The sequence below is a fragment of the Exiguobacterium sp. NPDC077395 genome, assembly GCF_050269125.1.
GTDB lineage: Bacteria > Bacillota > Bacilli > Exiguobacteriales > Exiguobacteriaceae > Exiguobacterium > Exiguobacterium aestuarii_A.
This window is the reverse complement of sequence record NZ_JBNNHU010000004.1, coordinates 111,159-137,019: the sequence shown is the minus strand read 5'-3', so window position 1 is coordinate 137,019 and position 25,861 is coordinate 111,159. Positions and strand designations below refer to the sequence as shown.

At 44.6% G+C, this 25,861-nt stretch carries 21 protein-coding genes and 2 riboswitches; of the genes, 7 read left to right on the top strand and 14 right to left on the bottom strand.

All coding sequences use genetic code 11. The features are described from left to right. The first annotated feature begins 403 nt into the window (after positions 1 to 403). Entirely contained in the window at positions 404 to 1,246 is an 843-nt protein-coding gene (locus ACQKD4_RS13950) for a VanW family protein (protein WP_427373799.1), read from the top strand. A 26-nt stretch (positions 1,247 to 1,272) separates the two neighbouring features. On the opposite strand, the gene ACQKD4_RS13945 is transcribed toward ACQKD4_RS13950, so the two are convergent. The 6 genes from ACQKD4_RS13945 to ACQKD4_RS13920 form a co-directional block, all read right to left on the bottom strand. Next, positions 1,273 to 2,631 (bottom strand): NCS2 family permease, encoded by a 1,359-nt coding sequence (locus ACQKD4_RS13945; RefSeq protein WP_251125744.1) that lies wholly within the window; start codon positions 2,629 to 2,631, stop codon positions 1,273 to 1,275. Between the two features lie 88 nt (positions 2,632 to 2,719). After that, positions 2,720 to 2,821, bottom strand: a riboswitch (purine riboswitch). A gap of 134 nt (positions 2,822 to 2,955) precedes the next feature. Next, positions 2,956 to 4,479, bottom strand: a complete 1,524-nt coding sequence (gene guaA / locus ACQKD4_RS13940) for a glutamine-hydrolyzing GMP synthase (RefSeq protein WP_251127027.1) — start codon at positions 4,477 to 4,479, stop codon at positions 2,956 to 2,958. Positions 4,480 to 4,588: 109 nt separating this feature from the next. Further along, a riboswitch (purine riboswitch) is annotated at positions 4,589 to 4,689 on the bottom strand. A gap of 41 nt (positions 4,690 to 4,730) precedes the next feature. After that, positions 4,731 to 6,830: a transglutaminase domain-containing protein gene (locus ACQKD4_RS13935; protein WP_427373798.1), complete on the bottom strand. Its 2,100-nt coding sequence runs from the start codon at positions 6,828 to 6,830 to the stop codon at positions 4,731 to 4,733. Continuing rightward, positions 6,827 to 7,897: a DUF58 domain-containing protein gene (locus tag ACQKD4_RS13930; RefSeq protein WP_214697254.1), complete on the bottom strand. Its 1,071-nt coding sequence runs from the start codon at positions 7,895 to 7,897 to the stop codon at positions 6,827 to 6,829. Before ACQKD4_RS13930 ends, ACQKD4_RS13935 begins: the two co-directional genes overlap by 4 nt. Further along, positions 7,894 to 8,844 (bottom strand): AAA family ATPase, encoded by a 951-nt coding sequence (locus ACQKD4_RS13925; RefSeq protein WP_214697256.1) that lies wholly within the window; start codon positions 8,842 to 8,844, stop codon positions 7,894 to 7,896. Before ACQKD4_RS13925 ends, ACQKD4_RS13930 begins: the two co-directional genes overlap by 4 nt. 171 nt (positions 8,845 to 9,015) lie before the next feature. After that, positions 9,016 to 9,621, bottom strand: coding sequence for a flavin reductase family protein (locus tag ACQKD4_RS13920; protein WP_427373797.1), 606 nt, complete (start codon positions 9,619 to 9,621; stop codon positions 9,016 to 9,018). Between the two features lie 238 nt (positions 9,622 to 9,859). Between ACQKD4_RS13920 and ACQKD4_RS13915 the strand changes: the two genes are divergently transcribed. Continuing rightward, positions 9,860 to 11,701 (top strand): ATP-binding protein, encoded by a 1,842-nt coding sequence (locus ACQKD4_RS13915; protein ID WP_427373796.1) that lies wholly within the window; start codon positions 9,860 to 9,862, stop codon positions 11,699 to 11,701. 194 nt (positions 11,702 to 11,895) lie between these two features. After that, on the top strand, positions 11,896 to 12,213 hold the full coding sequence (locus tag ACQKD4_RS13910) for a hypothetical protein (protein ID WP_214697262.1): 318 nt from the start codon (positions 11,896 to 11,898) through the stop codon (positions 12,211 to 12,213). Between the two features lie 52 nt (positions 12,214 to 12,265). Here the strand turns inward: ACQKD4_RS13910 and ACQKD4_RS13905 are convergent, their stop codons facing one another. Continuing rightward, the gene (locus tag ACQKD4_RS13905) at positions 12,266 to 13,528 is read right to left on the bottom strand and encodes a tetratricopeptide repeat protein (RefSeq protein WP_427373795.1); all 1,263 of its coding nucleotides are present in this window, start codon (positions 13,526 to 13,528) and stop codon (positions 12,266 to 12,268) included. A gap of 245 nt (positions 13,529 to 13,773) precedes the next feature. Here ACQKD4_RS13905 and ACQKD4_RS13900 point away from each other — a divergent pair, with 245 nt between their 5' ends. The 3 genes from ACQKD4_RS13900 to ACQKD4_RS13890 all read left to right on the top strand — a co-directional run bounded on the left by ACQKD4_RS13900 (position 13,774) and on the right by ACQKD4_RS13890 (position 16,336). After that, on the top strand, positions 13,774 to 14,430 hold the full coding sequence (locus ACQKD4_RS13900) for a hypothetical protein (protein ID WP_427373794.1): 657 nt from the start codon (positions 13,774 to 13,776) through the stop codon (positions 14,428 to 14,430). Positions 14,431 to 14,495: 65 nt separating this feature from the next. Next, complete coding sequence (locus tag ACQKD4_RS13895; RefSeq protein WP_427373793.1) at positions 14,496 to 14,849, top strand: hypothetical protein; 354 nt, start codon at positions 14,496 to 14,498, stop codon at positions 14,847 to 14,849. Between the two features lie 182 nt (positions 14,850 to 15,031). Beyond that, positions 15,032 to 16,336, top strand: coding sequence for an N-acetylmuramoyl-L-alanine amidase (locus ACQKD4_RS13890; protein WP_427373801.1), 1,305 nt, complete (start codon positions 15,032 to 15,034; stop codon positions 16,334 to 16,336). Positions 16,337 to 16,370: 34 nt separating this feature from the next. Here ACQKD4_RS13890 and ACQKD4_RS13885 read toward each other — a convergent pair whose 3' ends face one another. Beyond that, complete coding sequence (locus ACQKD4_RS13885; RefSeq protein ID WP_427373792.1) at positions 16,371 to 16,883, bottom strand: GNAT family N-acetyltransferase; 513 nt, start codon at positions 16,881 to 16,883, stop codon at positions 16,371 to 16,373. Between the two features lie 30 nt (positions 16,884 to 16,913). Beyond that, positions 16,914 to 17,741 (bottom strand): CPBP family intramembrane glutamic endopeptidase, encoded by an 828-nt coding sequence (locus ACQKD4_RS13880; RefSeq protein WP_427373791.1) that lies wholly within the window; start codon positions 17,739 to 17,741, stop codon positions 16,914 to 16,916. Positions 17,742 to 17,880: 139 nt separating this feature from the next. On the opposite strand from ACQKD4_RS13880, the gene ACQKD4_RS13875 reads away from it, so the two are divergent. Further along, a complete protein-coding gene (locus ACQKD4_RS13875) occupies positions 17,881 to 20,229 on the top strand; it encodes a bifunctional diguanylate cyclase/phosphodiesterase (RefSeq protein ID WP_427373790.1) in 2,349 nt (782 codons plus the stop codon). Positions 20,230 to 20,267: 38 nt separating this feature from the next. Here ACQKD4_RS13875 and ACQKD4_RS13870 read toward each other — a convergent pair whose 3' ends face one another. The 5 genes from ACQKD4_RS13870 to ACQKD4_RS13850 form a co-directional block, all read right to left on the bottom strand. Next, positions 20,268 to 21,416: a mannitol-1-phosphate 5-dehydrogenase gene (locus ACQKD4_RS13870; protein WP_427373789.1), complete on the bottom strand. Its 1,149-nt coding sequence runs from the start codon at positions 21,414 to 21,416 to the stop codon at positions 20,268 to 20,270. Beyond that, positions 21,417 to 21,848, bottom strand: a complete 432-nt coding sequence (locus tag ACQKD4_RS13865; RefSeq protein ID WP_214748595.1) for a PTS sugar transporter subunit IIA — start codon at positions 21,846 to 21,848, stop codon at positions 21,417 to 21,419. A gap of 47 nt (positions 21,849 to 21,895) precedes the next feature. Further along, a complete protein-coding gene (locus ACQKD4_RS13860; RefSeq protein ID WP_214697278.1) occupies positions 21,896 to 23,317 on the bottom strand; it encodes a PTS mannitol transporter subunit IICB in 1,422 nt (473 codons plus the stop codon). A gap of 167 nt (positions 23,318 to 23,484) precedes the next feature. Next, the gene (locus ACQKD4_RS13855; RefSeq protein ID WP_427373788.1) at positions 23,485 to 25,515 is read right to left on the bottom strand and encodes a BglG family transcription antiterminator; all 2,031 of its coding nucleotides are present in this window, start codon (positions 25,513 to 25,515) and stop codon (positions 23,485 to 23,487) included. Beyond that, on the bottom strand, positions 25,505 to 25,774 hold the full coding sequence (locus ACQKD4_RS13850; protein ID WP_427373786.1) for a hypothetical protein: 270 nt from the start codon (positions 25,772 to 25,774) through the stop codon (positions 25,505 to 25,507). The genes ACQKD4_RS13855 and ACQKD4_RS13850 overlap by 11 nt, the downstream gene beginning before the upstream one ends. Between the last annotated feature and the right edge of the window lie 87 nt (positions 25,775 to 25,861).

The window sequence follows — 25,861 nt, the reverse complement described above, 5'->3', positions numbered from 1 at the left end:
CACGCCGCCAGCGTTCGTCCTGAGCCAGGATCAAACTCTCCAAAGAATTTGATATAGCTCTTAGATTGACGAAGCTTGCGCTTCATTCAAAAATTATAAAACTTATTTTTGCCTCATCGTTCAGTTTTCAAAGTTCGTCTGCCGCTCTTAGCGACTAAATGATAATAACATTTAATTCTTTTTGATGTCAACAACTTATTTGTTTGTTCAACGTTTGTCGCTGGCAACAGAGATAACTATATCACCTGCTTTTTAATCTTGCAAGCATTATTCTAAAAAAACTTTTGATTATTTTTCGTATCTTCATAAAGTTTGAATCTCAACTTCTAAAAGGAAGAACAGATCACTTTAAAGAATACACTTATATCTAATAACGACTATCAACCGATAAGGAGTCACATTCATGATCCAAACCGATTTACAAAAACCAAAAAAGCGTTCCCCGTTTAGAATCTGGTCCGGTACACAAATATACACAATGAAACGACGATTGGAATGGATGACAGACAAACGACAATACGTCTCGAAACAAAACATTGAACCAATGCCTTATCTCATTTTTACACACCGAACTCCCCTCTATCGACAACTACGAGATGTAGACATGGAAGTTCAACATAATAAAATCACGAATCTAAAGATCGCAATCGCAAACCTAAACGGAGCCATCCTAACACCGAACGACGTCTTTTCTTATTGGAAGATGATTGGCAAGCCTACTAAACGAAAAGGCTATGTCGATGGCATGATTCTGCATTACGGAAAGGTCACCTCAGGAATCGGCGGTGGCTTATGCCAACTATCTAACCTCATTTATTGGATTACACTTCATAGCCCATTGACTGTAACTGAGCGTTATCGTCATAGCTACGACGTGTTTCCTGACTATCGAAGAGACCAGCCATTCGGAAGTGGCGCAACATGCTCTTACAATTATCTCGATTTACAAATTACAAATCAAACCGCACAAACGTATCAACTCCTTCTATATATAGAGGGAGATTATCTCGTAGGTGAATGGCGCTCTAACATCCCGAATAAAGAGCAGTATCGTATATATGAAGAAAACCATCATTTCACACGTGAATGGTGGGGAGGGACGATACGACATAATCAGATTTTCAGAGAGGTTACTTCAATGAATGGGACTCATCTCCGAAATGAATTCATTACAGAGAATCATGCCATCACGATGTATGATCCTTTCCTACCCGAAAATACTGCATACAAAAAAGCCGACTCTTAATGTAAGAGCCGGCTTTTCAAATGAACTTATGCGTGTGGTAAGAACATGAAGTATGCCAAGAAGATGATTAACATCCCATACATGATTGGATGAATTTCTTTCGTCTTCCCTTTCGCGATCATCATGAGTGGGTAAAGGATGAATCCAAGCCCAATTCCTGTTGCGATTGAAGATGTCAAAGGCATCATAATGATTGTCAAGAAAGCTGGTACGGCGATTTCGATTTTCTTCCAATCGATATCAAGAAGAGCCGAGGCCATGAGCACACCGACAATGATTAATGCAGGAGCCGTAACCGGCGCAGTCACAACTGCCAAGAGAGGCGAGAAGAACAATGCCAAACCGAAGAACAACCCTGCGAACACCGCCGTCAAACCTGTACGTCCACCTGCAGCAACACCAGCTGACGATTCAACATATGAAGTCGCTGTAGATGTTCCGAAGATTGCACCCGCTACCGTTGCTGTCGAATCAGCCATTAACGCCTTACTTGCGCGTGGTACTTTGTTTTCTTTCATGATTCCCGCTTGACGCGCTACTGCAACGAGCGTTCCAGCCGTATCAAAGAAGTCGATGAAGAAGAACGTTAAGATGACGATCAGCATTTGGAGCGTGAAAACGTCACTGAAGTTGATGAACGCTTGACCGAACGTTGATGACATGCTCGGTGGCATTGACACAACATCAGAGATTGCCGTCGGAGTCGGAACGAGACCGAAGATCATACCAACGATTGCCGTCAACAACATCCCGATGAAGATTCCACCTTTTACATCACGCGCCATGAGCAAGGCACTGACAACAAGTCCAAACACCGCGAGAAGTGTCGTGCCCGTTCCAAGTGAACCGAGACTTACGAGTGTCGCTTCGTTCGCTACGACAATTCCTGCGTTTTTCAATCCGATGAAAGCGATAAAGAAACCAATCCCTGCTGCGACCGCCATTTTGAGTGGCGCTGGAATCGCGTTAACAATTGTTTCGCGAATACCAGAAAGCGTCAATACGATGAAGAAGAGACCTGATACGAGTACACCCGACAAAGCCGTTTGCCACGGTACACCCATTCCGATAACAACGCTATATGCGAAGAACGCGTTGAGGCCCATGCCCGGCGCAATCGCAATCGGATAATTCGCTAAAAGTCCCATTGTCAATGAACCGACTACTGCAACAAGTCCAGTTGCGACGAAGACCGCGCCTGTATCCATCCCCGCTGCCCCGAGAACGTTTGGGTTCACGAAAAGGATGTACGCCATTGCGAGGAACGTTGTGAATCCTGCAATCAATTCAGTGCGGACACTCGTTCCAAGTGCTGTGAGTTGGAAGTAACGATCAATCCGACTCGTTGTAGGTTGTTGCTGTTCTTGCTTGAGCTGTGTGCTCATTTGTTTTCCTCCTTGTACTCGCCGTAAAACGAGAAAAGGCCCCCGGCAAATGACCGAGGACCCCACGCGAAACATACGAGGGCATACACCCTCATCTATGTCTCGCCGTAGTGAAATCATTTAAGGTGATTTCGTAGAGACTCTCGGGCCATATCCCCGACATTATACGGCAAAATATTTTATAATTGTTCGGTTATAATAAGAACGTTCTTATCGTATCAGCGTGAAAATAGAATGTCAACTAAATTCACGGATTTTACATCTAAAAAAAACGTTAATGTTCGGTTTTAAGACTAAACAGAGGGTGTGAGCCCTCTGTTTGGCTTATTCCCATTCGATTGTTGCAGGTGGCTTAGACGTAATGTCATACAGCACACGGTTGACGTGGCTGACTTCATTGACGATACGGACAGAGATTTTCTCAAGTACATCCCATGGAATGCGCGCCCAATCAGACGTCATCCCATCAATTGATGTAACGGCACGGACGCCGACTGCATAGTCGTACGTACGCTCATCACCCATAACTCCAACTGAGCGAATCGGTGTGAGGACCGTGAAGTATTGCCAGATATCTCGTTCAAGACCTGCCTTCTTCACTTCTTCGCGCAAAATTGCATCTGATTCACGGACAATTTCGAGTTTCTCTTCCGTAATTTCACCAAGTACACGAATTCCTAGACCCGGGCCTGGGAATGGCTGGCGCCACACGATATAGTCAGGAAGACCGAGCTCAGTACCGAGCGCACGGACTTCATCTTTAAAGAGCGTGTTGAGTGGCTCGATCAGTGTGAAGTTCATGTCTTCTGGCAATCCACCGACATTATGGTGTGATTTGATCGTTTGCGCTGTATCTGTCCCACTCTCGATAATGTCTGTATAGAGCGTTCCTTGTGCGAGGAAGTCCATATCGACAAGTTTCGATGCTTCTTCGTCGAATACATAGATGAACTCGTTTCCGATAATCTTACGTTTTTGTTCAGGATCCGACACACCAGCCAACTTCGTCAAGAAACGTTCCTGCGCATCGATTTTAATGACCTTCATGTTAAACCCGTCAGCGAACGTCTTCATGACGCTATCTGCTTCTCCTTTACGAAGGAGACCGTGGTCGACGAACATACATGTCAATTGATCACCGATTGCGCGATGCACGAGTGCCGCAACGACAGAAGAGTCGACGCCACCTGAAAGGGCACAAAGTACTTGCTTGTCGCCGACGATTTCACGAATCTTTTCGACTTCGAGGTCAATAAAGTTTTCCATTGACCATTCACCTTTAGCACCACACACTTCATAGATGAAGTTTTTCAAGATGTCGTTCCCATACTCCGAGTGACGAACCTCTGGGTGATATTGAACACCATACATTTTCAACTCATCGTTTTTAATCGAAGCGACCGGGCAAGATGGGTTCGTTCCGTCAACGATGAATCCTTCAGGTGCTTCCATGACGAGGTCGCCGTGGCTCATCCAAACTGTATGTTCAACAGGAAGTCCATTATAGATGGCTGATGCTTCCGGCGTTGAGAACAATGTCGCTTTTCCGTACTCACGGTGTGCGGCACGTTCGACACGACCACCGAAATGATGCGTCATGAGCTGCATACCGTAGCAGATTCCGAAGATTGGAATACCTAATTCGAAAATTTCTGGATCACAACGATATGCACCTTCCGCGTATACGCTGTTCGGTCCACCAGAGAAGATGATGCCGACTGGGTTCAATTCGCGAATCTCCGCTGCAGTCATTTTGTGTGAATGCAACTCACTGTATACGCCAAGGTCACGGACACGACGCGTGATCAACTGGTTATACTGTCCACCAAAATCGAGCACCAAAATCATTTCTTGTTCTACTTTCACGAAATCTCCACCTTTCTGCCTTCTCCTCAAAAAAGGACGAGCCTCTCCCCAGATTATCCAAACCGAAGAAGAAGCACGCCCTTTTCTTTGTATGCGAAACGTGCTCCTTCATAGTCGGTCCATTTACGGTGGTCCGGTAGAGACTCTCGCGCCAATTCACGAGTATATACGAAGGAATGCCATGTTCAATTATCTAACTAATGCGTCTATCTTACTTGATGCATCCCGCCACTTCAACTCATAATTCTGCGAATCATGATTTTCCAATATTCTTTATATTTTGAATTCGGTTCTTGTTCGGCATAAACCGCTTGCTCGAACAAGGCCGTCAAGCGCGTCATGTCGTTCGTTTCGTAATAGGCATCGACTTCTTTGGCAAGCTCCGACGGCGTACGTCCTTCGACTTTAAATCCGTTCGCGCGAAGTCGCTTCACTAAATAGCGATGCATCGATACGAGGCTACCGTCTGAGAGCGGACGACTCATCCACCAGACATACATAATTTGTCGCTCAATGATTTTCCGGTTCCAAATGACAACGGCCACGAAGAAAAGAATGACGATCCATCCCCAAACCGGGATACTGCGAGACTCTTCTTGTGCCTCACCTGTTGTGACGTCATCGATTAACAAATCTTCTTGAGGACGATTTTGTGCGTTGTTGTCTTGCGTCGCCTGCGGATCATTCGTTGCCGGTGTCGTATCATCTGTGTCCGTTTCTCGTTCCATCTGTAATAAGTTAGCGTCCGAGAAACTGATCGTTGCCTCTAACGGGACCCAACCTGCACCTTCGATAAAATACTCGACCCATGAATGGGCGTGACGGTTACGAATCGTATGCTCTTCCTCACCTTGAACAACTCCTCGCGTGTCACCCATCGTAAACCCTTTTACCCAACGTGTCGGGATTCCATTCGCCCGTAATAAGACGGCTGCTGATGTAGAGAAGTTATCACAATACCCAATCTGTGTGTCGAACAAGAATTGGTCTACATAATCGGTTTCCCCTTCTGGTTGCGCGACATCTTCGGTATCATACTGAAATTCCCCGTTTCGGAAATACGCTTCTACCGCTTCTGCTTTCTCATTTGGAGTTTCACTTTCAGCGGTAATCTCCGAAGCCAAGTCACGTACACGATCCGGTAAGGAATCTGGTAGTTGTAAATAGACCTGTTCTTCCTCTTCTGTCAGCGAGCTCACTTCTTCATTTAAAGCAAGCTGTTCTTCCGAGAAAGCTGGTACACTGTAGCGAAGTTGAATCGTTCGCGGTGTGGCTTGGTTTTCGTTTTCAAACACAATTTTCCCAGAAGGTTGAATTATGATGGTCTCGTTCGGAAAAGCTTGTTCGATATCTCCGACCCGAAATTCAGTGCCTGACTCTGTTTCCGTCGCTTGAGGATACTCTCCCCCATACGGAACGAATGTTTGACGACGATCAAAGCGCAAAAGCGCCTGTTCCGGGGTTGTATCCACTTCAGAGTCGACCAATTGCCCACGATTATAGTTAGAATCTAAAACAGGTGCCTCAATCCAACCTTTTCCTGTATAGATGGCTTTTGATTCGATTCGCCAGTAACGAGCCGGGACGCCTCGCGCGATAAAGACAATGCTATCATCCTGTTCAAACGGCCCGCCTAGCGCCTCATCGTTCACACCATATCCGACCCGACCTGGTCCGTTCCCATCACCTTCTGTTGTCGCATTTCGGAAACTCGTTGTGATGCGGTCGGACCAATCTCCTTCCAATGTCGGGGAGGCACTCGCAAGCGCAACGACGACACTGAGAAGCAAACCGATGCTGACGAAGCGTACGAGCGATTGACTTGGTCGCTTCGCTAAATCCGTGACAAATAGTAAGAGAAGTGACGTGACGATGGCATAAAGGATATTCCCTTCTCCGTCATACAGTGTCCACGTATCGAAATAAGCCATGACACCGAGCGTTGAAACAATCATCCCAAGTGCGAATCCGTAACTCGGGTATGTTCGTCCAACAAGGATGGCAAATAGTAGACCGATGAGCGCCATTGCAGAGAAGAAAATCGCCTCGTTTGGTAACTCACCGCTTATGACGCCCATAAAATCTTCCATCCATATGCCAAACCAGTCGAAAATACTTCCGTGATAGACGTATAACACAACTAGGAAATTGAGAAGGGAGATTCCAAGAAATGCACCCCACGGAAGAAGACTGACGAACATCGGGACGATCAGAAGGAAATAAAACGGCCAACTTACATCGAACGTTGTACTTCCAACAATCGGCTCAATCCAAAAAGACAATAAATAGGCGGCGAGCGCTGTATATATGATTCGCGTGATCCATGTCTTCATCCCGTCACCTCATTTACCGCTGTGTACAGGTGATAACTGCCTTGCGTCTCATGCATGAGTTCACGAATCGAGGTCGTTTCAAACGGACTGATCAGAATCAAGTCCCCTGTTTGTTGAGGCAGGTTCTGTTTCACCCGCTCGACAAGACGCCCCTCCGCTTCTGGAGTCGCAGTCAACAGATAGTGTCCGACTTCTGCACTTTGATCCGGAAGATGGAACAGACGTACCTGTTCTTCAATGACATATAGTTCAAACGGCAAATTCTTTCGTTCCAACTGTCGAATCGCACCAACGAGCAAAGACAACGAACGTTCAAACGCCTCCTCATACCCGGCAGAGACAGCCGGTACGAATACGAGTGAAAGTTTCTTTTCTTGCTCTTGGTCAAATGTTTTTGTCATCAAGTTCCCTCGTCGAGCAGAAGCTTTCCAGTCAATCCGTCCAATTCGGTCTCCTGCCGCGTATTCACGGACACCGCTCGTCGTATTGGCCACTTCCGTGTAAGTACGCATTTGACGATATTGTTCGCCGCGTCCTCCGACATGTTCATCTCGAGGAAGGTCAAACGGAAGTTCGGCAGGTGACACTTCTACAACTGTCTCGATTCGCAACGTCCGCTTCCGATCAAATAAACCGAACACGTCGCGCACATGAAGAACCGTTCGGTCAAAGACATGAATCCCCCGCTTAATCGCATTGACCTCGTAATGGACCTCTTCGGCGCGTCGAAAGAAACGGTCTACCGGTACGATGATTGTCCTGTCTTCATCAATCAATCGTTGTGGCAATCGTTCTTCTAACGTCACCATTCCAATCAAAAAAGGATATTTTCGTTCGATTCGTAACTCGACGTCCATTGATTGACCCGAGACGAGACGTTTCGTCGTGACTCGTCGTGATACATTTGCCGCAGTGACCGGATAAATCATAAAGAGCGTCCAATAAACCGTCAACACCACGAACGACCACCATAATGTCGAAGCAACGATACTCCCTTCGATACGGGCAAATGCGTACAACCCGAATGCCGCCGCCCATACAACGAACAGCTTCATCCAGTTTTTCATACCTCGTTGACCTCACGATCCATCGGGACAGGCAACGTATCAAGCCAACCTTGAATCAATTGATTTGGTGTTTTTCCTTTATATCGCGCTTCAGCCGTTAACAAGATACGATGTCCGAGCACACTCGCCGCCATCGCCTTGACGTCATCCGGTAACACGAAGTCACGATTATGAATATACGCCCATGCCTGCGCCGCTTTCATCAACGCAAGCGTAGCTCGTGGACTGCCACCTAAATACGTATGGGGATCCTTCCGTGACTCATGCACCAATCTTACGATGTATTGTTTGACGGCACTCGATACATGGACCTCTCTCACTTCACGTTGCATGAGTTCTACTTCTTGTTTTGTAATGACACTATGAAGCGCCTCAAGCGGTTCTTCCTTCTCAAAACGACTTAAGAGTGCGATTTCTTCATTGAATGTCGGATAACCCATCTCGATTTTGAGTAAGAAGCGGTCCAACTGTGCTTCCGGTAATGGATATGTCCCTTCATGCTCAATCGGGTTTTGTGTCGCCATGACGAAAAATGGTGAAGGTAACACTTTCAACTCACCGTCTACCGTTACACTCCGCTCGGCCATTGCCTCGAGAAGAGCGGACTGCGTTTTTGGTGAAGTTCGGTTAATTTCATCCGCCAAAATGATATTGCCCATGAGCGGTCCCGGACGATATTCGAACTCTCTCGTTTTTTGGTTATACATCGAGATTCCCGTCAAGTCTGACGGCAACATGTCTGGTGTGAATTGAATCCGTTTAAAATCTAAGTCGATTGCCCGGCTAAACGTACGAACGAGCATGGTCTTCCCGACGCCAGGTACGTCTTCTAAAAGAACATGCCCGCCTGCCAACAAGGCAGTCAGGCTCTTGGCGATGACTTCTTCTTTTCCGACAATCACAGTTTCAATGGCAGTTATAATCGATTGGACAGTTGGACGGTACATGACGGATTCCCCTTTTTCTCTGAATCTAGGATGACTTGAAGTTAGAATGTTCTGACTTTATTGTGACATAAGAGCGTTCCGAAATGAAAGAAATACTACATGCAAATACGCTCCTTATTCCTTTACCCAAAAAACGTGCTCGTTCTTTAGAAAAACGGGCACGTTTGTGGATTATTCAGGACGCTTCACATCAAAAAGTTCACCGAGTGTTGCATAACTATTCCCGGCCATACGGCTGACCGGCGCCAACTGTCTCGCATCGATTCGTCCACGTTCATACAATTCCCGATCAATGTGAAAACGGACAACCCTTGCAATCAACAAGTCTGCTGTCGTTTGTCCTTCATGTTCGATTGGTACATGTTGATGTAAGACGCACTCGAATCGAATTTTTGCTTCTTTGATCCCTGGAGTCGCAATCACGTCGCTCGGTTGAATTGTGAACGTTGTACGTGACAGTTCACTCTCATCAGCGTCAAGATTCGCAGCCGTCTCATTCACATCGTGAACATTCGTTTCGTCAACAACATGGATGACAAGTTCTTTAGTCGTGATTGCGTTTCGTGCTGTATCTTTCATCACGCCATTTTTTCGTTGAATAGAAACGGAAACGAGAGGCGGATTGGAAGCGACTACGTTGAAATAACTGAATGGAGCAGCGTTGATCACGTCCCCATTACGTGTCGTTACAAAGGCGATTGGTCGCGGCACAATACTGCCAATCAAAAACTTATACGCGTCTCGCTCAGTTAAGGCGGACGGTTCAATGGATAACATTTAGTCACACTCCTTGGTTTTTTTATCTTAAATTCAAGATAATAATTATTGATGATCTTGTCAACGACTAGAAGATTCGGACGTGTATATTTCAATCATTTCGGGTAAATCGCTTTATGTGCTAGATATACACATTACGTAAGCAAATTAATTCAATTTCCTTTCCCTTTTTCATAAAATGCAGGGCAAGGAAAAGATGGCCTATCGTTTTTTATGTTCAAGGAAGGAAGTAGAACGAATGATCAGCAAGTGGATTGAACAACTAAACAGTCGTCAAATACTCAGTATTTTATATAGCGTATGCGGATTTAGTATTATTTTGACTTTAATCGGGGTTTGGTTTATTCGAGATGAAAATGTATCCTCATTCGAACTTACCGCCCTTCGATGGATTTGGATGATTGGTCTCATTATGTTTATCAGCGCCATTCTATTGATTGGTCGCCCACTCATCAAACGAATGGCCGACCAAAACAGTAGACTCAAAATGAAAAAAGAAAAGCTCGAAAACGTGATTAAAGAATCAAAGTTAAATGAAACGAACCTCCAATATCGTAATGAATTGATTGAAGTATTAGCGTCGAAAGAATCTTTATTTGATTATTCATCCGTCATCGAAAAAATTGTTTTACTCACAAAGTCTGAATTTGGTGCCTTGCTACTCACAAAAGACGGAGAAATCACGTCTGTCGTACCAAAAGAAATGACGGAAGATCAGCAAGAGAGTCTTAAAAAGGAATCACTGCTCCTGAAACGTGTCATGATTTCTAAATCTCCTGCAGCTACGTCAAAACGGGTCGTCGATGCTTTGCACACGTATCCGTATTATATTTATGAAACGGTCATCCCGATTATGGACCCGTCAGATAACAGCCTGATTGGTTGCCTATATTTAGCTCGTTACGATGAACAATATGACGCAAGTGAAAAGTCTGAACTGAATGCGTTCGCTAGTCAGCTCGCCATTTCACTGCTTCGGATGCAGCTTTATCGTCAGATGCAACAAGATCGAAAAGAAACCGCTCAATTGATCAACTCCGTGCGCGAAGCCATTTTATACGTGAACTATGAAGATGACACTGTCGTTGGAAATCGCGCGTTTATTCGCATGTTTGACGACCTTCACTTTGACTACAAAGGGTATGAAGAGTTGTCAGCGATTGATATCGATATCGAGCAACTCGCAGAACGTGTGGATCAGCATGAACAATTCGTTCGTTACTTCGAACGCGTCTTTTTACAAGATACGCCCGAAGACGGACTTACAATTTCAATCGATCAAGGTGATTGTTTCATTCAGCTTTATGCCGAAAGCGTCTATCGCGATCGTCGACTTCGCGGAACGATGCTTGTGCTACGCGACGTCACTGCCGAGACCGAGGTAGATCGAATGAAGTCAGAGCTCGTTTCGACCGTATCACATGAGTTGCGAACGCCCCTTTCGTCAATCTATGGATTTACGGAGCTCATGTTGTCACGTGATTTGAAAGAAAATCGACGAGAGCTTTATTTAAAAACGATTCATGATGAGGCGAAACGATTGTCTTATCTCGTTAATGATTTCTTGGACCTCCAAAAAATGGAGTCTGGGAAACAAACGTTTGAATGGGAACCGGTCGATTTATATAAACTCGCCACAGACAGTGTGACGTTTTATCAAGAAACGACTGATCAACATGAATTGTTTATCGATGCCAATGCTGAAGAGAATTTTATAATCGATGCAGACTTAGAAGGAATGCGTCAGTTACTCGGCAATTTATTAAGTAACGCCATTAAGTACTCACCAGACGGGGGGAACATCCTCGTGTCACTCGAACGAGTAGACGAACAAGTCGTGATGAAGGTGCGAGATCACGGAATGGGTATTCCAAGCGCCTCTCTCCCTCATCTCTTTGGAAAGTTTTATCGTGTCGACAACTCAGATCGTCGTAAAATTGGCGGTACTGGGCTCGGGCTCGCAATCTGTAAGGAAATCGCTAAAGCACACGATGGTCAACTTCACGTGGAGTCGGTCTACGGAGAAGGAAGTACCTTCATCTGTGAGTTACCTACTTCAAAAGAACACATCATGCAATAACACGGTCAATCCGACCGTGTTATTTTTGTCTCTTTTCAAAAAACGAAAGGATTTCTTTTACAAAATATAGAAAACCATAAATGTGAATTAAGAGTGTAGATTGAGCCATACCCTATGTATTTATTTTTGCACGTTTTAAAGTGAAAACAAGATATACTGAATGTAAAGAGATTGTTAGATCGGAGGGCTTGCCATTGGATCATCGTGACCCACCTTTTTCAGAAATTGGAGACTTTAAACAATGGGGGCGTTTTGAAATCGATGTGCCTCACATAGGGGAGCAGGCGAAGTTCCAAACGGCTGCCGCATTAGTTCGAAAACATATTCCATTGCGACTTGGTGGATTTTATATTATTGCGAGCGAAGAGCAAATTTTGCACAGTGGTTCATATGAAGGAAATCTCCAAAAACACTTAATTCATTTATTGCAGCAAGTCCATAACGGTCATTTAACAGATGAGCGTCTTGTTCAAGAACAAGTCTGGACGGTGCATTATTTTACAACGCCATAGGATGTGCGAAAGAACATCTAGTTTCATAAAAAATGACGCTCATTTCTGAGCGTCATTCTGTTTGTGACATGATTGAAATTACTTTTTCGTAGTAATCTGTCGATAATTTGTATTTTCCTGAACCTTTTAATTCCCTTGCAAGCCAAAGGGAATATTTTTGAATGTATATATAATCATTAATTGTTTCAAAATAAATGACAGCAGCTTTTAGAGCTTGAATTAATGCCTCTTTGTCATGTGTGCGATAGCAATATTCATAAATTTTAAAGTGATGATTAAATTCTTCGAGTCCACTGCGATCACTTTTGATTTCATAGCCTTTGTCTAACCAACTTAATATTTCTTCGGTATTTTGATAGTTTACATAACCTTCAATAAGAGAGAGAACACTATATAATTTACTTTTTACTTCTAACTTGTAATCGAAGCTTTGCATAAAGTACTCAAGTGCCTTCTCTTGATCTCCTAACGAAGAATAGATCTCACCCATGTTGTTATAGAGCATCCCAAAATAATCCGTTCGGTCTGTTGCACTAATCACTTTCACTGCCCGATGATAATGTGCCAATGCTTCAGAAAAACGCCTTCTTCTTTTTAAAGATAGTCCAATTATTAAATGGCATTCTACAATTCTTTCAAGGTAGAAGTGTTCTTGAAAATACTCAAGAGCACTTTTTACATTCTCAATTGCTGGTAGATATTCAGTGAAACGATAGTAAGATGCACCGATGATGTATCTCATATCCGCTAACTCCCAGTCGGGAATGTTTGCGTGTGAAATTTCTTTATTCAAGCATTCCAATAGTTTGAAAGACTCTTCTTTTGCGTTTTCATCAAATAGAATTAGACTTTTCATTACCATAAAACGCAGTTTATTTTCTTTTGATAGCTGGTCTTCCACCCATCCAATTTGTTTTATATAGTCCCCTTCTCCATCTGGCATAATTTGAAACCTTGCCAAAGTCATTAACAAGGTAATATATAAATCCTTTGATTGGTTTACAACTGGATGATATAAATATTTTTGGATTTGTTTCTGCTTACCAGAATCTTTTCTACTTAATAGAGCATCTCTGAGGATATCTCTAATTTCAATTTCAATCTTTTTAGCTTGTTCTGCAAAATCATAATACAATGGAACATCTAAACCTAATCTTTCAAACAACAACTCTAGTACTTCTTCACTAGGGGAAGTCTGGTTATTTTCAATTTTACTTAAGTATGAAACCGAACATATTCCTCGTGCTAAAACCGCTTGTTTCATCTCCTTACGCATTCGTTCAATCTTAATTAAATTTCCATAATTATATTCCATGTAAGCGATAGCCCCTTCGACCTAAGTGATTTCTTTCCTTACATTTTCTACGTTTTATCGCATCTTTAGGAAAATTCATTTCAAACTTATATAAATTTCGCATGTTATTCGCATTAGTTTCCCAACCTATAACAGTTCGAAAGACCTGACACCCATGATAAAATTTAACTACAGAACATCCCACCTTAGTCAAAATGTATCAATTGTTCTAGGCATAAGTAAGCTTTTGGAGGTGAACATAACAAATGGGTAAGTTGAATTTTCTTTTAGCAGAAGATTATATTAAACCAAAAATCTATTTTCGTTCTAAAACTTCTGAAAATAGCATTCATTTTTCTAAAGACAATAAAAATAATTTCTCTGGACTTGATCATCTATCCCAAATGTTACTATCATCAAGTGGGTTCGTTATAAATGCTTTCCAAGTTGACTATTATCAATTGTTACCAAAGTTAATTATCGAAACACTTAGTACGAATCAGATACACAAAAAACTGTATATCGTAGGTCCTGAGTTATCACTCTCAATTATAAAGCGTGGTCTCAAAACCAACTACGATAAGCACTTTTATAATTTTCAATATTTAGGAATTGAAGAAGATCAAGACGATTTGTTTAATCATTGTATTAGCCTTTTAAAAGAAGGTCACATAGTGTATGTTCTCCCAGAGGCTTCATTTCACTGGAAACCGAGTCATTTGAGAGAAAATCAATATACAGTAATTCCGTTGTGTAGCAGCTTTTTGAGTCAAACTGCGAATGTACCGGTTTTGACAACGTCTCTAAATGATGACTCCAAAATTGTAGTATTTGAGCCAAATCATCCAAATGATTATAAAGGCTGTATAAACAAGTGTATTGAACAGCAATGTAATTCTATCTATCAATTGCTCAAATCTTAATATTAAGAGTTATTATAGCTCTTTGCGGCTATGTAATTATATCAAATAATAATGGAGGCATTATAATGAAAAAAGTAGCAGGAATTTTATGTATCGCTGGTGCAGTTTTATTACTAGGAAGTTCAATCAAACCACTTGGAGAAGATCTACCACGCATTGCAGAATTCAATAATACGATTCGCCCGATGGGAGAGGATCTTCCTCGCATCGCAAAAATTGAAGAACCAATTAAGTTGTTTGGTGAAGATTTACCACGTATTGCAGAACTTAATAACACGATTCGTCCAATGGGCGAAGATCTTCCTCGTATCGCAAAAATCCAAGAGCCGATCAAGCTATTTGGTGAAGATTTACCACGCATTGCTTTTTTAGAGGAAAAATCAAACTCATCATTTGAAGAACTTCCAAGATTAATTTAATTACACAAAGACGCCTCGTGCGTCTTTTTTATTTGTAAAAGTCCTTTATATTTCAAAAAAAGATAAATAAATTAAATATTAATGCCCATTTTTTTCTTTATTATCTATATAATAATAGTGATTTGTTGATCGAATAATGAAAAGTTCAACTATTTTTCTGCAAAGGAGTCACTATTTTGAAAATGTTAAAGTCTAAATTACATACAAAATTGTTTATCAGCTCGACACTCATCGTCTCGGCTGTCACATTTACACCATTTGATTTCCAATCTCCATCTTCTCTTAATCATCGTGTTGAAGCAGCAACGAAATATTACACAACGACCGTCAATTTAAATCTTCGTAAGATGGCATCGACTTCGGGAACGATTTTGACGACGATTCCTTCTGGAAAAACCGTCACGTATATCAGTACATACGGATCATGGTATCGTGTTTCCTATAACGGAACTGTCGGATATGTGTCTTCTCAATATCTTAAAACATATCAGCCGACCACTGTGAAAACCTACACGACAACAGCAAATTTGAATCTTCGTAAAATGGCATCGACTTCAGGCACGATTTTAACGACGATTCCGAGTGGAAAAGAAGTGATTTATCTCAGTACATATGGCTCGTGGTATCGCGTGTCTTACAACGGAACAATTGGGTATGTGTCTTCCCAGTATGTCAAAGTCACATCTTCCTCTACGATTACGCCAGATTCAACAGCAACCTACTATACTACCGCAAACTTGAATCTTCGCAAGATGGCATCGACTTCAGGTACGATTTTACTAACCATTCCTTCAGGCAGTGCTGTGACGTATCTGAGCACGTATGGTTCTTGGTATCGCGTTACTTATAAAGGTGTCACGGGCTATGTTTCTTCCCAGTATGTAACAACATCTAGCGGAGGGGATACGGATACGTCTCAAAAAACGGTTGTTATCGATGCGGGGCATGGTGGGAATGACCCTGGTGCTGTATATGGATCGGTATACGAGAAAGTCATTGCTCTTGATATGGCGAAGCGATTAATGAGCACGTTGACGAACACCTATGACTACAACGTCAAATTGACCCGCTCGACCGATACGTATCTTTCCTTATCAGAACGCGTCTCATTGAGTAAATCATATAAAGCGGATATTTTCGTTAGTCTCCATGCAAACTCATCTGTGTACAGCTCTGCACATGGACATGAGGTGCTCGTGCCGACAACGGAAAGCTACACGACAAATCCATACGTTTCTGCGAGTCGATCGCTTGGTTCTTCGATTAATCAAGAGATTGGTTCACGTATTTCGGCCGTTCAAAACCGTGGCGTGAAATACCAAAATGTATATGTTGTCGGAAAAAATGTCGTTCCTTCTACACTTGTGGAGTATGGCTTTATCAGTAACTCAAATGATCGTGCCTATTTGACGAATGCGACGAACCGCCAACAAATGGCGAATGCGACAGCGACCGGTATTCATCAGTTCATGCGTTCTTATTATTAACAAATAAGGAACTTAGCTTTCATCGCTAAGTTCCTTATTTTATGTTCACTTCCCATATCATGTGGGGTGCACCAGGACCCCAGTAATGGTCGAGAATCAATGAAGGTTCACCCAATTGTTTTTGCCAATAGGTCTGAGCACTGGGAAAGCCCGCATCTAAGTAGAAGACGTGTTGCTTTCTCGCGAGGATTTCTCGTTTCATTTCTTCTAATAGAAAATACCCGACTCCTTGACGCTGCATACGAGGAAGAACGTAGACGCTCCCGAGTTCGATGGCACCACGCTTTATTTCCAAGTTGCCCGATATAATATCGTTTGGAGGCAACAAGGCTCCTGCTCCAATAAGGATTCCTTCGCGCTCAACCACATACAATTGAACATGATCGTCGTCAAAATGATCCTGAATGGTCGTATTTAGGCGTGCCACTTCTTCATCAAGCAAATCAGCATCTTCAAAACGTTCTCGTCGAATCAAGTCACTCAAACTCTCCATAAATAAGCGTTGCAAAGATTTTACGTCTGATTGTTCGAGTGCGCGAAAGTTCAAGACGTCCACTTCCTTTTCTCTTTTTTGTTTTTACTCTTTACCCTCGCGAATCCGATGCATAACACTCGGGTAAGATGGGATCATTTCTTCGAGTGGCTCGTAATTCAACTTCCCATAGGTTTTCCATAACACTAAAATCGCTGCGGTCCATAACGTGATCATTAAATGAATCAAGCCAATCGGATACCCTTCTTCTGCTTCGAAGCCTACCATCACGAACATGACGTTGAACATTGTATGCATGAGAAATGCGGACCACAAATTGCGCGATGATCCATTGTATACCCAGCTAATCAGAATCGAATAGGCCATGACAGACAACCCGTATGCCCAAAACGGCAAATTTGCCTGACCGGTACCAGCCATAAGAAAGAGCGGTGTATGCCAAATCGCCCAAATTCCCCCTAGCACTAAACTTGCCAATAACGGGGACAATCTCGACTGCAACGCATCAAGTAAATACCCTCGCCATCCGTATTCTTCTTGTAGCGTCCCACCGAGGAAGAGCATATATAAAAAGTAAGGGGCAATCCACCACGGTTCACGAGCGATTAACGCACCACTCCGGTCCGTCCACCAATACGCGACAAGGAATATGAATGGAATCAATCCGAACGGGATTGCGTACGTTTTCCAACTCATTCTCACTTGAATACTTTTTTGAAGAATATGCCTGACCCCTGCTACACCTCGAAGTCGATACATCGTCAACACACCGGAAAGACTCGGTCCAAACGCTCCGATAATGACGATTGCCATAATCGGTAAATCGGTCCACCAATAGAGGCTCGCCCAGACAATCCATGAATAGCTGAACGCAATCAATAAAAAGTAAAGAATGTATTTGTTTTTATACATCGTCAGCACCCCTTCAGCAACTTAGTACCCGTTATTTAACGCAAAGAATAGCATTTCAATATTTTTATATGTAATTGACACGATTCCGCATATAATAAACTGAACGTACTACAAATAAACCCTACGAGGTATGGATACTATGGAAGAGATTAGCACACAGACCATGAGTCACAACGGATTTCTAATGACGCTCGCCTTTATCATCGCTAGCGTATCTGCCTTAATGGCACTCGAGTTAGCGAAACGGGTCACGGGAGGATCGACCTCATCCAACCGAATTTGGATCTTGTTTGGCGGCACTATATTAGGACTTGGAATCTGGTCCATGCATTTTGTCGCCATGCTTGGTCATGCTTCTCTGCACGAAAGTACTTATTCCATCTGGCTCATTATCGGATCTATGATGCCTGCAATTGTTGGATGTATTCTGTCATTCGGATTAATTGCGCGTAACACGACATGGATGACATTGCTTCAGTCTTCCGGGTTGATGGGATTGGGCATTGTCAGTATGCATTATATCGGGACTGCAGCCATTCAAGGCGTTCAACTGACTTTCGACTATCTTTGGGTTCTCTTATCACTCGGCATCGCATGGGGGGCCTCGCTTCTTGCTTTATGGGTAGGTTTCTTTTCTTCCTACTCGACAACACGTGTCACCTTTTCCGTGAAGCTGATGTTCTCACTATTAATGGGAGCAGCCATTTTTAGTATGCATGTCGTTGGGATGAAAGCCACGACGATTACACCAGACGGTTCCGTAATGAGTCGAATCCCAATCGACCCGACTATACTTGCTTGGCTCGTCACGGGCATCGTGTTCCTCTTGTTCGGGATGTACTTTATCGCTTATACGTTAGATCAACAAATTCAGAAACGTGACCTCTTTCAAGCGACCATATTAGAATCGACGACGGATGCCGTAGTGACGACGACAAACGATGGGGAAATCCAATATCAAAATCGAGCGTTCGTTCACTTATTCGAGGGACATCCGATAGAACCTTTTTTTCAAGACTATCATCCGTCGTTATCGGCTCAACAACCGTTCTACCAACCAATTCAGATTGAGACAAATGATCGAGTGTTAGAAGTAACATCGTATCCGCTCCAAGATGGTTCGAATCGTCAAATACTTTGGTTCATCCGAGATGTGACGAAAACGGTCACTTCACAGCGCTTAGTCGAACATATGGCGTTCCATGATGTATTGACCGATTTGCCAAACCGTCATAAACTCGATTCGCTTCTTCAAGAGAGCATCTCACAAGAGCGTTCTGTTGCCTGCTTGTATATCGATGTGAACCGCTGGCGTTTTTTAAGTGATATTCTTGGTCATCATGGAGCTGATGAATTAATCATCCAAGTCGCTGATCGTCTGCGACTTACAATTCATCCAGATGATGTGCTGACGCGAATCGGACCATCCGAGTTCATCATTTTATTATTCGCTCAACGCAGCTCGCTCGCTCATCAAAAAGCTGAAAAATGTATGAAAGCCATCTCCTCGACGTTTGATGTCGACGGGACGACAATTGAACTAACGATGAGTGCAGGAATTAGTCATTATCCAAAAGATACACATTCTCCGAATGAACTGATTCAGTTCGCTCGTCTAGCTGCGCACGAATCAAAACGGGACGGAAAGAATAAGATCAAGACGTTTGAAGAATCGTCACGTCCTCAAATTTTACGCAATATCGAGATTGAAAAAGCGCTCGTCACCGCATTAAGTAAAGATGAACTCACACTCGTCTATCAACCAAAAATTGATTTGAAGCGGAATCGATTAGAAGGTGTCGAAGCGTTACTTCGTTGGCATCATCCCCGCATTGGAAACATCGCACCTTCTGACTTTATCCCGATTGCCGAGAACACAGGGTTGATTCATTCAATCGGCAATTGGGTGATTCGGGAAGGCTGTCGTACTTGGGTGCGCTGGCAACGGAGTGGGATTGATCCATTCACGCTATCTCTCAACGTCTCACCGCTTCAATTTGCACGTGAAGATTTCGTTGATACCTTGCAATCCATTCTTTTAGAAACCGGGATGGACCCCATGTATCTAGAATTAGAAGTGACAGAGTCCTCGATGCTCTCTTACGAAGCCTCAACCCGTGAAAAATTGACACAGTTGCATCAACTAGGGATTCTCATTTCCCTTGACGATTTTGGTACGGGTTATTCTTCGTTCAGTCAACTTCGAGAACTTCCGGTGCAAGTACTTAAAATCGATCGGTCGTTCATCGTGAACTTGTTTACCGACCGTAATCAAGAGGCCATCGTTCGCTCGATGATTCAACTCGGTCACAATTTGGGCATGAAAGTTCTGATGGAAGGTGTCGAAACATCCGCACAATTGGAATGGCTTCTCAAAGAGTCATGCGATTTTGTTCAAGGGTATTATTTTAGTCGCCCGTTAGCCGAGACAGACGTTCCACTTCACGTAAAACAAACAACGACCTATCTCGAATTTGGGAAACACTAAAAAAAACCGCTTCTGTCACCTGACAGAAGCGGTTTTGGTTAAGACACGCGTTCTTTCTCTTCTTCCCGAATCAAATGATATTGGTCGAGAATCAATTGCGTCAATGTGTCTCCCTCATGGAGCTGCAAATATTTTTCGATTGTTGATGAGATCCCGTGCTCTTCAATCGACAAATTGAGTTCTGACGATTCCGAATCCTCCGGGTTGTGATAATGGAGGGCCGCTGCAATCCCGTAAGCGAGTTCGTTCGGCTCGATCCCATTATCCATCAACTCACGCGCTGGTTTGACGAGACGGTCGCTCGGTCCGAGTTTACGAATCGGCGAACGTGCCACCCGTGACACTTCATCTTTCAATTTTGGATTCTCAAAACGCTTGATGATTTTTTGGATGTATTGGCTATGCTCTTTCGCCTCGAAGCCATATTTCTCAAGCAATAACCAACCTGTCTCATACAAGGCGCCTTGAACGACTTGACGCACGCGGCGATCTTGTAGCGCCTCATCAATCGTCGCCTTCCCGAACAACGAACCGATATAAGAGGCGATGGCGTGCCCTGTATTGACCGTGAACAATTTACGTTCAATGTACGGTCCGATTTCCTCGACCCATGTCACACCTTGAATCGGTGGTTGCTCGTTCAGTCCTTGCGTCTCAATGACCCATTCATGGAACGTCTCGACTTCCACGTAAAGTGGGTCTTCATGCTGTTGAAGGGGAACGATACGGTCAACTGCCGCGTTCGGGAAGAAGACGTTCGCCTCTCCGACGCCACCACACGCCTCTACTTCCTGACGTAGAATCACACTACCACCAATCATGTTTTCACATGCGATGACATAGACCGGCGCGTCCTCGACTTCACGCGCGCGAAGCCCTTCACTGATCAATGGCGCTACTTTTGAAAGAAGTGAGGGTCCGACAGCCGTCGTCACGAGATCCGCTTCTGCAATCAAAGCCGCGACGCGGGCTGGTTCTTTCAAACTGTTGATCCCACGTACTCGGTCGACGATGATTCGATCAACACCGTCTTCCGCGAATCCGACCTCATAATGACGTTTTGCTTCGAGTGCTTCGATGACTGTGTCGTTAATGTCGACGAACGTCACCTCATAACCACTTTGATTCAGTAGCAACCCGATAAATCCGCGTCCGATGTTTCCTGCTCCAAAATGAACAGCTTTCATTTATGCCACCTCTTCCATGAAGAGCGCCAAGATTTCCTCTTTCGTCTTCGCCTGAACAAGACGCTCCACGTTTTCTTCGTCCGAGCAGAGAATCGCGATTTGCGAAAGGAGCTCTAAATGTTCATCATTCACGCCTGCAATCCCGATGACGAGTTTAGCCGTCTGTCCACCAAAGTCGACACCGTCCGGTACTTGCAGGAACGAGATTCCCGTCTTCTGAACCGCTGATTTCGCCGCTTCTGTACCATGTGGAATGGCTACGTGATTTCCGATATAGACGTTTGCGATCGCTTGACGTTCATGCATCGCTTCTACATATTCCGGCGTCACACAGCCGGCGTCTTGTAGGACTGCCCCGGCTGCTGTGATCGCTTCCTCTGTCGTTGCGAATGTTTGGTTAAGTCGAATCATCTCTGTTTGAATGAATGGCATTTTAATTTCCTCCTAATAGCTAAACCGTATTTCTATCTGTTCTGTGTTCAAGAAATTTTGCTGCGTTCTGCTTTAATTTCTTCTACCAATTGATCATAGTAATCGGCGTTTAAGAAGTTTGTGACCGAGCGATGAATCGCATTCGGTGCTTGCGCTTCTGCGCGCTCCGTTAAATCTTCATGCGTAATGACAAACTGCGCATCTTTCGGCAAGTTGCTGATTGACGTGTTCGTCACTTTGATTGGTAAGTTAGCTTTATTGACCTTGTTCCGGAGAACCGAGGCCCCCATCGCACTTGACCCCATTCCTGCATCACATGCGAAGATGATGTGATCGACTTTATCAAGGCGATCTGTCACGAGAGCAGATGCGTAAGACTGTTTGCCTTTCATCGCGCTAACGTTTTGTGTCGCTTCTTCGAGTGATACTTCTTCTGCTGCGCTCGATTTCAAGATGACGCTTGCCACAGCAAATGTGACCGCTGCCGATAAGAAAATCCCTGCCACGAGTCCGAGGTATGAACCGCGTGATGCCATCGCGAGAATAGCGAAGATACTACCTGGTGAAGCTGGTGCAACGAGACCGACATCAAAGAGTACGAATGTGAAGATTCCTGTTGCGCCCCCTGCGATCATCGCAAGGATCAAAATTGGCTTCATCAACACGTATGGGAAGTAAATCTCATGAATCCCACCGAGGAAGTGAATGATTGCTGCACCAGGTGCTGTACGTTTCGCTGCACCTTTCGCAAAGAACATGTATGCGAGAAGTAATCCAAGACCCGGCCCTGGGTTCGCTTCAAGTAAGAAGAGAACTGACTTTCCAGCCTCAGCCACTTGATCGACACCGAGTGGACTCAAGATCCCGTGGTTAATGGCGTTGTTCAAGAAGAGAACTTTTGCTGGTTCAATGAACAAGCTCGCCACTGGAAGTAATTTCGCGCCGACGATCCAGTCAACACCTGCTGCCATCACTTTATCGAGGGCACTCATGATTGGACCGAAGATTTCGAATCCCCCAAGCATGAGAAGTCCACCGATGATCCCGACCGAGAAGTTGTTGACGAGCATTTCGAATCCTGCTTTGACTTTGCCTTCAAGGGCACGGTCGACTTGACGGATGATGTAACCACCGAGTGGACCCATGATCATCGCTCCGAGGAACATCGGAATGTCTGTCCCTACGATGACCCCCATCGTGGCGAGCGCCCCGACGACACCGCCTCGTACGTCATGAAGTAATTTACCGCCCGTGAAACCGATGAGTAATGGTAAGAGATATGTGATCGTTGGACCAACGAGTTCTGCTAAGTTTTCGTTTGGCCACCATCCTGTCGGAATGAAGAGTGCTGTGATAATCCCCCAGGCAATGAAGGCACCGATGTTCGGCATGACCATCCCACTGAGGAAACTACCGAATCGTTGTACTTTGACTCGGACCCCGCCCGAGCTCGCTTGCGTATTCGCCATGTATAAAACCTCCAGTCTGTAAAATGTGAAAGGTTGAATGTGTAGTGTAGCTAACCGGTTTGTGCTCTACACCCATATTGTATGTCTAGAGTAAGCGCTTTCTCAATTCAATCCAGTTCACACTTTGGCAACATTTTGTGCCAAACAAAAAAATGACCATGGTTCGGTCATTTTTCGTACAACGTCTCATGAATCATTTTCTTCATGCATTCGTGCAACAACAAACGAAGGTCCTCTTTCGCCCCCGTGCTGTATAAACGCATATGTTCCTCACTCTCAATGAGCGATCCACTGATCGCACTTAAAAATTGAAGTTCGACATCGCGCGCCTCTTCTGGTGCTAGGAGCACGAGAAGTCGCGTTACGGGTTCAGTCGATTGATCCATCATGAGAAGCGGGATTGACGTCGTTAAATCAAATGCAAACACACTCGCTTTCTCAATCGAAGTATGTCGTCCATGGAAGAGTGCCAGTTTTGTACCTGGGACACCAAGACCTGCAACTTCGTGACGCCGGAGCAATTGCGCAGATAACTGAATCCCGCTTTGCACGAGGTCTCGCTCCTCGAGATGCGTTCCGATGTCGACCAAGATATCTTCTAAACGGTCCGTATTGTTGAGTGTGACCAAATCAAACTGATCATCCATTCGCTCGAACGTCTCTACGAGTTCGCCAAGTTCGGCAAAATCGAGCATCGTCGATCTCGGCTTTGAAGTCATCGTTTGGAATGATTGCGGTAACGACAACAAGAGATGACGGACGCGCTGTACTTCCTCACTCGTCAACAACGGATTGACAATCAATGTCGGTACCGAGAGTGGTGGTAATGGCACCGTCGACAAGATGACATCATATTCCTCAAGTCGGTGCTGCTCTAATCCAAATAAAGACGAGTTGACGACGTCTTGCATCTCCGGGAACTCTTGACGTACCCGATTGACGAGCATTTTCGACGAACCGAGTCCGGCCGAGCAGACGACGAGTGCCCGATACTCACGACGCCGCACCGGTTTGACGAGTGCTGCCGCGAAGTGCATCGCCCAAAATACCGTCTCTTCCTCGGAGAAGGTATTTGTCCCAAAGACGATGTCGGCAGCCTGTTGAATGGCCGAACGGAGTCCCGGATAGTCGCGGTCGATATGAGGTTTCACCGTACTCGTTTCCGGCAAAGCCTGCGTGTTCATACTCGACAAGATGTGCGCGAGCAGTCCACGTTCGAGCGCTGCGTCATCCGTAAAGGTAAACCCGTAAATGAGCGAGACGTGATGAATTAGTTTATGCACCCGAATTTGCATGATCCACCGCTCTTCTTCATCTTCTTTCATTTGATCTTTAATCGAGCGAAGTCGATTCGCCTCCTCGGCAAACCAGACGCGTTCCGCCATCGAGTAAGTGATGCCAAGCGCTTCCTCCATGTCGGTCGCGACTTTCAAATAGTCCTCAGACCGGCCTTTCGTATACATCTCTAAAAAGAATCCGGACGCTAGCCGTGCTTGTTGCACACCATAGGCGAACGTGACCCGCATGATAGTGCGGTCATCCATCCGCTCAAACGAGCGTGACTTCAAATAATCATAACCGTCCCGAAGACCTTCCAGCATCTCTTCGCATGGTACGGTCTTCAAAAAGGCCGGAATGTAGTCATCCTCGCCACGAACGAAGCGGTAAAAGGCAAGTGTATCCCAGTGAGCGAGCAACGCGTTGATCAGTAATTTTCGTTTCTCCGACTCATAGCCGAGCACTCTGGCACCGACACCTTTTTTCCGCTCGACTTCTAAATGATACTCTTCGAACCATCGATCCAACTTCTCCAAATCTTGCGTCAACGTACTCGGAGAGACGTGCATCTGTTTGGCTACGGCTTGCAATTTAAGTGTATCGCTCTCGAACAAAAGGCGCCACGCCAGCTCAAATAAGCGGTCCTCGCTCGTCGGGATCGCTTCTGCGGATAAGATGAGGTCTTCTCGTAACTGTTGCTTCGCAGACGGTTTGCCGACAAGGCTTAGTCCATGCCCGCGTTGCCAAGCGAGCTCGAGCTCGAACTCTTTTAAGATGCCTTCAAGTAATTGTCGTTCTCGTTGAATCGTACGCTCAGACAAATTCACCGCCTGCGCGATTTCGGCGAGCGGTGTCGATGTCTCAGTTGCTAATAAGTGTAGTAAAATCGACCGTTCTCTCGCGGTCCACTCATGTCTCATGCTCATCCATCCATTCTTCGACAAGTAGTCGGTATTCCTCGAGCGACAGGAGTTGTCGGACTGACCGGACACGTGCGGTTGGATGGGTGACCGGGGGCGCCCCTTCCTGATAGAGAATCAAATCCACCTCATTCGGGATGTTTTGAATCGTTCCGTGCGTAATCGTACAAAGCAAGCGCCCCTCGCTTGCCTGTGCGAACAACTTCGCCGCCATCGCACTTGTCACAAACCCGCTATGGCAAGCAATGTATACGTTCATGTCAGCCCTTCTTTCGTCGCTTATCTTTATCTAATCATAAGTTGGAACCGCTTACTTCTTCTACTATTTTGCTTGTTGGCAAAGATA

Coding starts and splice junctions, on each gene's coding strand:
- ACQKD4_RS13950 (WP_427373799.1), top strand. CDS start 404: ATGATCCAAACCGATTTACAAAAACCAAAAAAGCGTTCCCCGTTTAGA.
- ACQKD4_RS13945 (WP_251125744.1), bottom strand. CDS start 2,631: ATGAGCACACAGCTCAAGCAAGAACAGCAACAACCTACAACGAGTCGG.
- guaA (WP_251127027.1), bottom strand. CDS start 4,479: ATGATTTTGGTGCTCGATTTTGGTGGACAGTATAACCAGTTGATCACG.
- ACQKD4_RS13935 (WP_427373798.1), bottom strand. CDS start 6,830: ATGAAGACATGGATCACGCGAATCATATATACAGCGCTCGCCGCCTAT.
- ACQKD4_RS13930 (WP_214697254.1), bottom strand. CDS start 7,897: ATGAAAAACTGGATGAAGCTGTTCGTTGTATGGGCGGCGGCATTCGGG.
- ACQKD4_RS13925 (WP_214697256.1), bottom strand. CDS start 8,844: ATGTACCGTCCAACTGTCCAATCGATTATAACTGCCATTGAAACTGTG.
- ACQKD4_RS13920 (WP_427373797.1), bottom strand. CDS start 9,621: ATGTTATCCATTGAACCGTCCGCCTTAACTGAGCGAGACGCGTATAAG.
- ACQKD4_RS13915 (WP_427373796.1), top strand. CDS start 9,860: ATGATCAGCAAGTGGATTGAACAACTAAACAGTCGTCAAATACTCAGT.
- ACQKD4_RS13905 (WP_427373795.1), bottom strand. CDS start 13,528: ATGGAATATAATTATGGAAATTTAATTAAGATTGAACGAATGCGTAAG.
- ACQKD4_RS13900 (WP_427373794.1), top strand. CDS start 13,774: ATGGGTAAGTTGAATTTTCTTTTAGCAGAAGATTATATTAAACCAAAA.
- ACQKD4_RS13895 (WP_427373793.1), top strand. CDS start 14,496: ATGAAAAAAGTAGCAGGAATTTTATGTATCGCTGGTGCAGTTTTATTA.
- ACQKD4_RS13890 (WP_427373801.1), top strand. CDS start 15,032: ATGTTAAAGTCTAAATTACATACAAAATTGTTTATCAGCTCGACACTC.
- ACQKD4_RS13880 (WP_427373791.1), bottom strand. CDS start 17,741: ATGTATAAAAACAAATACATTCTTTACTTTTTATTGATTGCGTTCAGC.
- ACQKD4_RS13875 (WP_427373790.1), top strand. CDS start 17,881: ATGGAAGAGATTAGCACACAGACCATGAGTCACAACGGATTTCTAATG.
- ACQKD4_RS13870 (WP_427373789.1), bottom strand. CDS start 21,416: ATGAAAGCTGTTCATTTTGGAGCAGGAAACATCGGACGCGGATTTATC.
- ACQKD4_RS13865 (WP_214748595.1), bottom strand. CDS start 21,848: ATGCCATTCATTCAAACAGAGATGATTCGACTTAACCAAACATTCGCA.
- ACQKD4_RS13860 (WP_214697278.1), bottom strand. CDS start 23,317: ATGGCGAATACGCAAGCGAGCTCGGGCGGGGTCCGAGTCAAAGTACAA.
- ACQKD4_RS13855 (WP_427373788.1), bottom strand. CDS start 25,515: ATGAGACATGAGTGGACCGCGAGAGAACGGTCGATTTTACTACACTTA.
- ACQKD4_RS13850 (WP_427373786.1), bottom strand. CDS start 25,774: ATGAACGTATACATTGCTTGCCATAGCGGGTTTGTGACAAGTGCGATG.